Annotated in this window: 11 protein-coding genes; 2 read left to right on the forward strand and 9 right to left on the reverse strand. The window is 42.3% G+C overall.

What is annotated here, in order from left to right:
* Positions 1-4: 4 nt before the first annotated feature.
* The 5 genes from napA to IMZ28_RS09430 form a co-directional block, all read right to left on the reverse strand.
* Positions 5-2818, reverse strand: a complete 2814-nt coding sequence (gene napA / locus IMZ28_RS09410) for a nitrate reductase catalytic subunit NapA (protein ID WP_197548353.1) — start codon at positions 2816-2818, stop codon at positions 5-7.
* 284 nt (positions 2819-3102) lie between these two features.
* Positions 3103-3411, reverse strand: a complete 309-nt coding sequence (locus IMZ28_RS09415; RefSeq protein ID WP_197549844.1) for a metal-sulfur cluster assembly factor — start codon at positions 3409-3411, stop codon at positions 3103-3105.
* Positions 3412-3547: 136 nt separating this feature from the next.
* Positions 3548-4783, reverse strand: a complete 1236-nt coding sequence (locus tag IMZ28_RS09420) for a hypothetical protein (protein WP_197548354.1) — start codon at positions 4781-4783, stop codon at positions 3548-3550.
* A 6-nt stretch (positions 4784-4789) separates the two neighbouring features.
* Positions 4790-5131, reverse strand: a complete 342-nt coding sequence (locus IMZ28_RS09425; protein WP_197548355.1) for a hypothetical protein — start codon at positions 5129-5131, stop codon at positions 4790-4792.
* Positions 5132-5221: 90 nt separating this feature from the next.
* On the reverse strand, positions 5222-5788 hold the full coding sequence (locus IMZ28_RS09430) for a precorrin-2 dehydrogenase/sirohydrochlorin ferrochelatase family protein (RefSeq protein WP_197548356.1): 567 nt from the start codon (positions 5786-5788) through the stop codon (positions 5222-5224).
* Between the two features lie 292 nt (positions 5789-6080).
* Between IMZ28_RS09430 and ahbA the strand changes: the two genes are divergently transcribed.
* Complete coding sequence (ahbA, locus tag IMZ28_RS09435; protein ID WP_197548357.1) at positions 6081-7082, forward strand: siroheme decarboxylase subunit alpha; 1002 nt, start codon at positions 6081-6083, stop codon at positions 7080-7082.
* 356 nt (positions 7083-7438) lie between these two features.
* Here ahbA and IMZ28_RS09440 read toward each other — a convergent pair whose 3' ends face one another.
* The 4 genes from IMZ28_RS09440 to IMZ28_RS09455 form a co-directional block, all read right to left on the reverse strand.
* A complete protein-coding gene (locus IMZ28_RS09440) occupies positions 7439-8143 on the reverse strand; it encodes a Crp/Fnr family transcriptional regulator (protein WP_197548358.1) in 705 nt (234 codons plus the stop codon).
* Positions 8144-8225: 82 nt separating this feature from the next.
* Positions 8226-8960: a uroporphyrinogen-III C-methyltransferase gene (gene cobA, locus IMZ28_RS09445; protein WP_197548359.1), complete on the reverse strand. Its 735-nt coding sequence runs from the start codon at positions 8958-8960 to the stop codon at positions 8226-8228.
* 55 nt (positions 8961-9015) lie between these two features.
* Complete coding sequence (locus IMZ28_RS09450; protein WP_197548360.1) at positions 9016-10146, reverse strand: radical SAM/SPASM domain-containing protein; 1131 nt, start codon at positions 10144-10146, stop codon at positions 9016-9018.
* Positions 10146-10466, reverse strand: a complete 321-nt coding sequence (locus IMZ28_RS09455; RefSeq protein WP_197548361.1) for a c-type cytochrome — start codon at positions 10464-10466, stop codon at positions 10146-10148. The genes IMZ28_RS09450 and IMZ28_RS09455 overlap by 1 nt, the downstream gene beginning before the upstream one ends.
* Positions 10467-11026: 560 nt before the next feature.
* Here IMZ28_RS09455 and IMZ28_RS09460 point away from each other — a divergent pair.
* Positions 11027-12268 (forward strand): molybdopterin molybdotransferase MoeA, encoded by a 1242-nt coding sequence (locus tag IMZ28_RS09460; protein WP_197548362.1) that lies wholly within the window; start codon positions 11027-11029, stop codon positions 12266-12268.
* The last annotated feature ends 46 nt before the right edge of the window (positions 12269-12314 follow it).

Raw genomic sequence — 12314 nt, forward strand, 5'->3', positions numbered from 1 at the left:
TTACCTATGCCTTTGTAATTTTAACTGCACATTTCTTATAATCTGTCTGTTTGGACATCGGACATGTCGCATCCAGACATACTTTATTGATAAACACTTTCTCGTCAAACCAAGGTACGAACACTAATCCTTGTGGCGGTCTGTTACGTCCTCTGGTCTCTATTCTTGCTTTAACCTTGCCGCGGCGTGATTCCACCCATGCAAGTTCACCACGTTTAAGACCTTTGGCTTTTGCATCAGCCGGGTGCATATAACAGAGTGCTTCAGGAACTGCACGGAAGAGTTCAGGGACTCTCATTGTCATTGTTCCAGAGTGCCAGTGTTCAAGCACACGACCTGTACATAACCACGTATCATACTCTTTGTTCGGCATTTCTGGTGGATCCATATAAGGTCTTGCAAAGATCTTCGCTTTATTCTTCAGTGACGTTTTCTTCTTGTCGGTCACACCTTTGAGGTTACCATGAGGCAACTTCTTCGCCAATGGTCCGTAGAATGCATGTGTGGAATTACTTCCTGCTGCTTTTGCTGCTTTTGCTGCATAAGGATCATACTTGACGTTAAATCGCCACTGTGTCTCTTTACCGTCAACTACTGGCCATTTAAGCCCTCTTACTTTGTGATAGACTTCAAACGGTGCAAGATCGTGTCCATGTCCTCTACCAAAGCTTGCATACTCTTCAAAGAGATACTCATGGATCATGAATCCATATCCTTTAAAGACTTTTCCGTCACTTCCTTTGACATTTCTGCTGTCACCAAGACACTCAGAGTTGTCATACCCTTTTTGAGGGAACTTGGTTGTATCTATCTTATATTTTTTCGCTCTGTCATTTGCAAAGAGGATCTCATACATTGTTGTATCATCATTGTATCCCAGTTTCTTGGCATCTTTACGAACATCCGGAAGTTTTTTACCGTTTCTAAGTGTATATGGTCCCCACAGATCTTTTACTGTAAACCTTTTGGAGAACTCTACCCACTGCCATGTATCAGACATCGCATCACCTACAGGAAGTACCTGCTGTCTCCAGTGCTGTGTACGTCTTTCGGCATTTCCGTACGCTCCCCACTTCTCGTAGATCATTGCTGAAGGAAGAACCAGGTCAGAAACTTTTGCAGAAATACCCGGATATCCGTCAGAGGTAACGATGAAATTATCCATTTCTCTTGCTGCTTTAATCCAGTGAGATGCAGATGCAGAATCCTGATATGCATTACATACGTTAACCCATGCAAATTTGACTATACCATCTTCAATATCTCTGTGGATCTTCATGATATGCTGATTACCTACCGGATTCAGTGTACCTGCAGGAATTTTCCATGTATGTTCAGCATGAGCTCTGTGCTTAGGATTTTTCACCATCATATCTGCGGGAAGTCTGTGACAGAATGTTCCAACCTCTCTTGCTGTACCACATGCCGAAGGCTGTCCGGTAAGAGAGAATGCACCGCTTCCCGGAAGTGCCTGCTTGTTAAGGAGGAAGTGCACATTGTACGAAAGTGTATTGACCCACGTACCTCTGGTATGCTGGTTCATACCCATTGTCCAGAATGAAACTACTTTTCTACCCTTCTCAATGTAGAGATCAGCAAGGGCTTTCAGTTTTTTCTTGAACTCTTCAAGGTCTTCATTTGGATCACCTTTCGCAATTTTCGCAACATAATCCAATGTAAATGGTGCAAGAGATTTTTTATACTCTTCAAAAGTGATCTGCCAGTGCTTAAGCGTACCTGGTGTATGCTTCATTTTATCACCTTCTTTGTAACCGTAAGGTTCAAGTGCCGGTGCTTCTTTTGCAGAAACGGTAGTCTCCATCTCTTTCTTGATCGTTTCCATCTCTTTGGCTGTATATTTGCCATCTTTAAGAGACTTCTCACCTGCCCTTCTCATACCGTAACCAATATTTACCGGACCTGCGGTAAAGACAATGTTCTGCTTGACAAAATCCCAGTCAATCGCTTCAGGATGATTATAAACAATCTCATGTGCAACATAGTTCCAGATCGCAAGGTCTGTATTTGGAGAGAAGATAATGTTAATATCTCCGATATCACAGGTTCTGTGTGTATAGGTCTGGATGTTAACAATTTTTACCTTATCCGGGTTGGAAAGTTTTCTGTCAGAAACACGCGACCAGAGAATAGGGTGCATCTCTGCCATATTTGAACCCCATGTCACGATAGTATCTGTAATTTCAATATCATCGTAACAACCAGATGGTTCATCCACACCAAATGTCTGATAGAAACCTACAACTGCTGATGCCATACAGTGACGCGCATTTGGATCGATCGCATTGGATCTGAATCCTGCTTTCATCATCTTTTGTGCTGCATATCCCTCCATAACCGTATATTGTCCGGAAGCAAAGACTGCAACACCCTCAGGTCCACTTGCTTTCAAAGCTTTTCTTGCATGTTTTTCCATCTCATCAAATGCACGTTTCCATGAAACAGGTCTGAATTTACCTTTTTTGTCAAATTCACCTTTGTCATTCATTCTGAGAAGCGGTGTTTTAAGTCTATCCGCACCATACATGATCTTCGCATTGAAATATCCTTTGATACAGTTAAGCCCTCTGTTCACCGGTGCTGCAGGGTCTCCTTTGACCGCTACAATCTTCCCGCCCTTGGTTGCAAGCATGATCCCACACCCCGTACCACAGAAACGACACGCTGCTTTATCCCATCTCCAATCTTTCTGTGCATCTGATGCTGCAGCTTCAAGGTTGGATGGAACAGCAATTCCTACTGCGCTTGCTGCAGATGCTGCTGCTGCGCTTTTGAGAAATTCTCTTCTATTCAAAGCCATATTACTTCCTCCGTAAATTGATTTTTTTAGTTATAGAGACTATAACAACGTCTATAGTTTAGCATAAGAGTAGTTTTTTTATACATGATTTATATCAAGTTTCGTAATTTATTGCATAAATTCAGTGAATAGTAATCATTTTAATTTGGAGTGTTTTTATCTTAGATAAATGGAAGGGAAAGAAGTATAAAATAGTTGTAAAAAATGTTGATGAAATTAGGAGTTCTACACTCTTATTTAGCTTTGTGCTCTGAACTTTGACTGTATCAACGAAGGGGAAGTGGTTACAAACCACCTAATGTTTTCTTGACATTCTCATCTGCCATTGAGATGTTCCATGCCGGCTCCCAGACTACTTCAACCTCAACTTCCCCAACATCTTCGATACGTTCTACCGCCTCTTTGACCCACTGAGTGATCATCTGATGCAAAGGACACCCCTGTGTAGAAAGTGTCATCACCACATGCACATTACACTCCTCATCGATAATCGCATCATAAATAAGCCCCATCTCGACAAGATTAAATCCTACTTCAGGGTCAATCACCGTACTGATCGCATCAAAAACTGCCTCTTTTGTAATATTGCACATATCATACTCCTCATTTATCATTCATAATTCTATCGGATACCTGTAACCGTAAAAGCGGGATTCCAGTCCAGCCTAAAACAAAAGCTTTTCAGATTAAAAAGCATACAACAACTCCTCACTCCTGCTTTTACCTTCATCACTTCCCATATGAGAGCATCTTTTGCATCGTAGCAAACAGAAAAACCGCTCCTATAAAGAGAAAACTTGCCCCCGCTTTAAAAAGAAGATTACTCTCGGTCATCAAACCAAACCCACCGAGTGTAACGCCTGACACAGTGAACCAGAACATCATACCTGCACCCTCCTTGGAATACATCTCATGCAGCATAGGCACCTTTTCTTTACCTACAAGCGGAGCAAAGCGCTCAAACCAGACAAGAAAGGGAACGATCTTATACAGATGTCCGCTGATCATGGAAGCCACAAAGCCCAAAAGAAGGAACCACACACTCGCATGCAAAAAAGGAGTGTATCCTGTTAAGATATAAATAAGCCATAGGATAATTGAAAAGCCAAGAGTGCCAAAAGCAAAGACCATCGACTTTGCCCAGATATCCCACTCTTTTCTAACTGTCAATTTGGCAATGATATAGATCTGCATCATATAAAAGAGGACACCTATCAGATTTACCAGATAGCCAAGCCACATCAGCCACTCCCATCCGGTAAGTGCTCCGGCAAATACCAAAGCAACACCAATAATCACACATTTAAATGCACGATTGATATGATCCTCTTTAAACCCGTGAGCCAGAGAGAACATCGGAATAAGGATCAGTGAGAACCCCATAATCGTCAAGAGAACATATCCACCAAGTACGGCATAGACATGCGCTTTAAGCATCATCTCCACATCGATACTCAACTCTCCGGTCAGTCCCAATGCGATGGCAAATCCGGTAATAATACCCAAAAGCAGATAACCGTTGCTCCATGCTACAGTTTTGACCGTAAGTGTACGAAGCTCGCTCCTTCTCAGTGTTGCCATGCTCTCCAATGCAAAGATCACCATAGCAACCAGCACCAACAGCCCACCGTAAGGAAGCAGAGAGGGTATCATCCAAAACCCAAAGACCATCACCGATGCACCAATACCCAAAAGAGGCAGAATAATATAGTAAACATCGACTACGACATGTCCTGTCTCAAGTACGACAGGAATCAGCTGCGCCATCGCACCAAAGATGATCATCATGACAAAACCAAGTAAAAAGAGGTGTACCCATCCTGCTACATTCATCTGCACATAGCTGAATGTCGGCTCAAAAAAGAGCAAAGCTGCCATAGAGAGCAGATAGAAGACCACACCATACTTGAAAAATGGTGCAATGAGCTTCAACGGAGGTGCGAAATCACTCGAGACTGCTTTCATCAATACTTATCCATGGCACGTGTTTTGAGAAAGGTCGGCCTTTTCGCTCTCCCCTGCTCTGTAAGAGAAAATAAGTTTAACACGTCCGTCATCCATTTTCTCTGTCTCGATATCATAGTTCTCACCAATCTTATCAAGCAGGCCCATAGGTTTTTTATGATTGATCATAACAACTTTCTTGTTGGGACTGTCGACCATTTTTAAACCTGCCATCGCATTAACCATTGGTTCAGGCGGCCCGCATTTAGAGGTATCGAACTCATAGTATTGGGTTTCCCCCATTGTATAGGTAAAGAAAGGAACGGTTGCCCCCGGAACTTCTACAGCTTGCTTGTTAAATTCAGACATAATTACTCCTATTTATGATTTTTTACATTGTATGGCATTATAATTAAAATAAAATTGATTTATATCAATATTTTGTCAAATGTTGTCAAATCATTTAAAATTTTTCCTGAAATACTCTTCTACCAGTGTATCAAAATACTTCATCCTCTCTTTTCCTTTTGGTATAGTGGAACGCAAACCTTTCATCTTCTGAAGAAAATCTCCAACAGAATCAGGAATGATCTTCTCAAAATGACGACGTATCTGCTTGGCAAATGCCGGAGAAGCTCCACCTGTGGAAAAAGCAATGGTCAGATCACCTTTTTGTACATAGGAAGGAAAGATAAAATCGCAGTAGTCCGTGTTATCCACCGAGTTGACCAAAATACGCTCTGATCGTGATTCCTCATAGATCGCTTTATGCAGCTCTACAGTATCGGTAGCAACAATAACGATATCAAAACCATTGATATCCCCGGTTTGATACATACGCTGATGGAGTGTCAGAGAGTATTTTTTGATAAGCTGGTCCGCTCCCTCGCTGATCTCTTTTGTGATCACTGTAATCTCTTTGGTAAAGTCAACCAGCTTTTCAAGTTTTTCTGTGGCAATGACACCGCCGCCGACCACCAGCACTTTAAGCCCGCTCATATCCATGAAAAGAGGGAAATACGACATATCTATCCTTTATTGTAACATTCATACTCTATCAAAAGTCTATCATAATTGCTTTGACAGATATCAATAAATCTTCATACAAATGAGACTATAATCTTTAAAGCCGGAATATACAATAGAGATTACACATCTTTCACAAATCATTAGCCCACGGGAATTCACAAAGAATCATCGATTAACCTTCGGGTTAACCTCAAATTCTTTGTAAATCTCCATGAAGTAAGCCTTTGCGAAACCTGAAGTAATTCTATTGCATCATCCGGGTTAAAACTACAGCAAAATGAGGATAATGATGCAAGATGAACTACTCTACCAAATGCAAAATGCTTTCCCGATGGAACAAAGACCCTTTCAGCAAATTGCTGAAGCCTTGGGAAGCAGTGAAGAAGAAGTAATTAAGACCGTCCAGCGATTGAAAGAAGAGAAGATCATTCGTCAAACCTCGGCAATTTTTGATACAAAACGGCTGGGCTACAAATCATCACTTGTTGCTTTCAAGGTACCTGAAGAGAAAACCGACAAGGCAGCATCCATTATCAACCAGCACCCGGGTGTCAGCCATAATTACCTCAGAAACCATGATTACAATATCTGGTTCACGATGGCAGTCGCACCAGACAGCAAACTGGGGTTGGAAAAGACTATAGAAATACTTAAAGAGCAGACCGGTGCAGATGATGCGATCACCCTTCCAACACTCAAGATGTTCAAGATCTCTGTAAAAATGGATACCACCGGGAAACGTGCCAAAAAAGAAAAAGTCAAAAAAACTGTTCATAAAGAGATAGAGCTTACCCCTGAGCATATTGCCGTTATCAAGGCTTTGCAAAAAGATATCAAAGTTGTCTCTGAACCCTTCAAAAGGATTACAGAAGAACTAGGAATGAGCTATGAAAAACTTTTTGGGATTGCAAATGAACTTAAAGAGAGTGGCGTGATGCGACGATTCGCTACCATCCTAAACCATAGACAGGCAGGTTTTGGAGCCAATGCCATGTCCGTTTGGGCAGTCCCCGGAGAGAAAGGGGAGGAGATAGGCAGACAACTTGCAGAATTTTCTGCTGTCAGCCACTGCTATCTGCGTCCAAGCTATCCTAACTGGCCTTACAACCTCTTTGCTATGGTACATGCCAAAACACAGGAGGAGTGCGACAGTCTCATTGAGGAGATGGCAAAAGAGACCGGACTTACAGAGTATGGAAAGCTCTATTCTACAGTAGAGTTCAAAAAGCAGAGACTCGTCTATTTTGATGATGCATTTGAAAAATGGGAAACGGAAGTAGGAGGTAGTTAGGTAATATTGGCACAGATCATCTTTACCAAAACTTGACAAGTAAGCATACCTTACTTGCTCTTTTCTCCTTATCCTTTACTCTTTATTCCCGCACCAACTAAATACCTCAAACTTTGAGAGAGCGAGACGAGGCAAGATGTGCGTGAAAAAATCTGAAGGACTACCCGTAGGTAATTCAAAGATTTTTTTGCGTGCAGGTTGTCTCGTATCGTTCTCCCCGAAGGGTGCTGCACTTTCGCCCACATACGGCGTTAGATTTTCTTGAATTAGCCTCCGGCTAGTCCTGCGAAAATCTGCCTTGTCTGTAAACGAAATTGCAGCATCAAAGATTGAGGTATTTAATTGGTACGGTAATATTATTCATCCTGATATCCGAGTTTCGCCTTAAATTCCGCTATACAGTTCGTACAATTCTTGATTGCATTGTTCTCTATAATGGCAAAAAGGGCATCCTGATTCAAGATCACAAGCTTGTGGTTTTCGATCTTCACAATCCCCTCTTTCTTCATCTTTGTTAAAATACGCGAAAATGTTTCAGGTGTCAGATTGAGTATAGAGGCGATCTCATTATTCTTAAGACGGTTAAAGATCGTTACCTTCTTCAGCATCAGGTCTGCTACCTTCGCTTCCGAAGAGAGTATAGTCTCTTTATGTACCAATGCCGAAAGAAGACTCACTTTCCCTGTAAGCGACTTGATGAGTTCCAGTGAAAACTCGGGTTGATTAAGATACTCATAAAGTTTATCGTAGTGGAGAAGACCGATGGCACCATCAGTAACGAATTCACAGGTTGCAGGAAAAGGTTCTTTTTCAAAAACAGCAAACTCGGCAATAAGTCCTGGAGCGGAGAAACGGTTAATCTGTATCTGTGTCCCTTTGGGAGAGGTTTTATAGAGTTTTACACTCCCTTCCATCATGATATGAAGGTATTCACTCTGATCACCTTCATAGAAAACAATACTCTCTTTAGTATAACGTTTAATATGTATCTGGTCTTGAAGTTCTCTTAGGTAATTCTCTCCCAAGGCTGAAAACATTGGGATATCTTCAAGTTTATACATCTGTGATACCTCTTATCAATAAAGTAATCACAACTATACACTATAAAAGATAAAATCTCTCCCTTTTTTAGGAATTATGTATCTATTTCTCAAACCAACTGAGCTGATCACGCAGTTTAACCACCTCTCCTACTACAATCAGTGCAGGGGTGGGCAGTTCTTTGGCTTTTTCATAGATATCGTCAAGTGTACCGACCACTGTTTTCTCATCAGGGGTCGTCCCGCGACTAATCACAGCAATAGGATGGTCTTTGGGTTTACCAATCTCAATAAGTTTCTGCGTAATCTTTTTCAATCGGTGCAGCCCCATCAAAAAGACAATAGTATCATCTGTTTTGTAATTTTCCCACGGAATCTGAGAGTGCTCTTTGTTTTTCGATTCATGTCCGGTCACAACCCTGAAAGAAACAGTCACACCACGGTGTGTTACAGGAATACCCGCATATTCAGGAACTGCGATCGCAGAAGTGATACCTGGAATGAACTCAAACTCTATGCCACGTTCTCTCAGATATATCCCCTCTTCTCCACCGCGTCCAAAGACCAGAGGATCTCCTCCTTTAAGCCGTACCACCTTTTCATATTTGAGCGCAGACTGATAGATCACTTCATTGATCTCTTCTTGCGGAAGAGTATGATGTGAGTCTTCTTTCCCCACATAAATGAATTCACACCCGTCTTTTGCCTCTTGGAGAATATCAGGGTTGGCCAACCTGTCATAAATGATCACATCCGCCTGCTGCACCACCCGCAATGCCTTGACCGTTAACAGATCAATATCTCCCGGTCCCGCTCCGGTTAAATAAACTTTACCCATTACTTTATCCTTTTTGATGCGTGATTATGCATCCTGCAAATTCACTCTTCACTCTTCACTCCTCACGTGCTATCTGAGCCTTACTCAGATAGCACGACGGATCTTCTGCCCACATATCCCCATAGATTGCATAGGCGCGGCTTCTTGATCCGCCGTTACAAATGTCAATATAACGACAGTCACTGCACCTTCCGCCAAGTTTACGCGGATGTACACGTAGTTTCTGCAGCATCTCTATTGGTTCATTCGTCCAGATATCAGAGAAATCCTCATGCAGGATATTGCCTATTTTTACAGGGAAGAACGGATCAGGCTTGACAAAGCCTTCCGAATCTATATTAAGTAGTTTGCACCCGGCAGAATTGCCTCCCCACGCGACCAGTCTTGCCATCATCTCTTCGGCATGTTCAGAGTATTTTTGAATAAACCTGTCATAGAACAGGACCGCATCCATCTCCATATTCCCTGTTACAATCTCTATATCACATCCGTTTTCATGGTACTCAAACGCTTTATCCAGAATATAGTTTACCGCTGTAATACGCTGTTCTTTGGTCAGGTCCATCTCCAGATTTTCCAGTCCGCGTCCACTGTAAACCAGGTGAGAGATGTAGATCTTTGGAATATTATGTTTCTCAGCCAACTCAAAAATAAATTGCAGATCATCATAAGTGTCTTTTGTGATAGTAAAACGGATACCTACTTTGGTCTTTCCGTAACTGTTAAGCAGATCAACTGCTTTCATTGATTCTACGAATGAACCTTTCAACCCCCTGAAGGTATCATGTACTTCAGGACTTCCGTCAATACTGATACCGATATAGTCAAAGGTGTCAAGTATCTTCTCGGCATTGCCTTTTTTGACATAAAGTCCGTTGGTGGAAAGATAAGTCACTATACCCAGCTCTTTACAGCGTGCCGCAATATCGAAAAGATCTTTTCGTGTCAGGGGCTCACCGCCTGAAAAAATGAGAAACTTCACTCCGTTTGCTTTAAGCTTTGGCAGTGTTCTCATCACATCTTCTGTAGTCAGCGTATCGACCGCATCGAGATCTGCTTTAGAGTAACAGTGCAGGCAGGAAAGATTACAGCGGTTGGTAAAGTTCCAGATGGCAATACTGCCGTCAAGAACCCTTGCAGGCCTCCCTTCCGTCACTGACTTTAAAAGATTGGAAAGTCTGAACATTACTGTTTCTCCTCGGAAAATACTTTGGGTTTATAGGAGAGAATATACTGTGTGATTGCTTCGAGTTCCTCTTTTGTAAGCTTGAATGCCGGCATAGCATTACGTCTATACCCAAAAACACTGGAAACGGCAGCGGGGTCAGTGATCATTCCCTGTATCTCTTCTGCACTGCGTTTGGAAGCTATCTCTGTAAATGACGGTCCAAAAGCTACAGCAGTCTGGTGGTGACATCCCCAGCAATAGGTCTCAAAGACCTTTTTACCGTTCTCCGCCTGCAAAGAACTACTCATACCGATAAAAACAGACAGGATAATCATCATTCTTTTATTTCGTATCATAAATAGGATAATAACAATTTTTAAAACAGAGAAAGTTGATACGGAACAAGAAAGGATAGATTTTTGATCAAAAACAGATTGTATGCCCAGACTTGACCAAAAACCCGATCCAAAGAGAAGTTTTCTACTATATGGGCACCTCTAATAACCCCATACGCCCATAATGGGTTTTGCAGATGTGAGATTTTGCAAGAGGCTTTCAAGTCCTAGCCAAAGCTAAGACGATGGAAGCATCTTGTGAAAGATCGCGTCTGCAAAGCCCACCCTTTGGGCAATGCCGGCTTTGCCCTATGCGGCGTTACACTTTTTCGACTTAGCTACGGCTAGGTCTGTAAAGTGTGCCTTGCCTAGAACAAAGCCGGCAATGTTATGAGCATATGGGGTTATTAGAAGTGCCCATATGTTAATAATCAAGGCACTCTCATTTATAAATCCAAAGCAAGTTTAACAGAAAAAAATTTTAGATACAATGCAACAACAGAATAGATGCACATAAGGCATTTAGGATTATAATAGCAAGACGGTAATACCAGGAGGGGATTGTGACAACACTTGATGTAATATCACTGCAGAAGGCATGTGAAACGGCCATAGAATATGCACAAAAAAAGAGTGGAAGTGAGATCATTTCCATTACCAATGCACTGGGACGTATACTTGCAAAAGAGATCATAGCCAAAAAGAACCTTCCCTCCTTTGACAACTCTGCCATGGACGGCTTTGCCTTCAGGGCAATAGATGCCGGGAAACGGCTACAGGTAGTAAAAACTATCTTTGCGGGGGAGGTACCTCATGCTAGCTGTAAAGAGGGGGAGTGCTACCGTATCATGACCGGAGCACAAATTCCATCCGATGTTGATACTGTTGTTCCTATTGAAGATTGCAGTGATGTTACGGATGATGCTGTAACGATCCCCGCTAACATTAAAGCAGGAAGCAACTTTAGAAAAAAAGGTGAAGAGCTTGCTGTCGGAAACAATATTTTTGAAACAGGACATATTTTAAGAGCCTCTGACATTGCCCTGCTCTCCGCACAGGGGATTATGGCCGTAGAGGTTCTTATGCAGCCGCGCATTGCAGTGGTCTCTACAGGAGATGAGATCAAGGAGCCCTGGGAAGAAGCGAATGAAGATGAGATCTATAATGCCAATGCTTTTGGTATCTCTGCACTTTTAAAGTCATTTGGCTTTATCTCTACCTATGTCGGTTCTATCCCGGACAACCTGGAAGCGAGTATCAACTTCATCTCTACACTGAAGAGTTATGATGTTGTCATTACTACCGGCGGTATCAGTATGGGAGATGCCGATTTCCTTTATGATGCTTTCATAGCAAACGGTCTTAAACCACTCTTTCATGGTATCAACCTCAAACCTGGACGACCGACTATGATGGGAACGATGGGCAATACCTTTGTAATGGGGATGCCGGGCAACCCTTTAACCACTATGCTCACCGTACATGCTATCAGTCTACCCGTCCTCTTCAAGATTGCCGGAGCGAACAATATCTACCACACTTTCTCCTATGCTGAGTTTTCCCATGACCTGTTACTTAAACCCGGGCGCACCAACATAGTCATCGGTAAACTGGAGAATGGTATCTTCATTCCTACCCGTAACAACAAGATCGGCTCAGGGATGCTCACACCTCTTTCGGAAAGCAATGCAGTAGCCTATTTTGGAGAAGATGTTTCGAAAGTAGAAGGCGAAGACCTTATCAAGGTCATTCTCTTTAACGACCGAACACGTGCAAAAGAGAACAGAAGCATCAATTATCACTAGAAAACATTTCCATTTTTTCGCCATTGATACAGGTCAATACCTGCAG

The organism is Sulfurovum indicum (assembly GCF_014931715.1).
GTDB classification, from domain to species: domain Bacteria; phylum Campylobacterota; class Campylobacteria; order Campylobacterales; family Sulfurovaceae; genus Sulfurovum; species Sulfurovum indicum.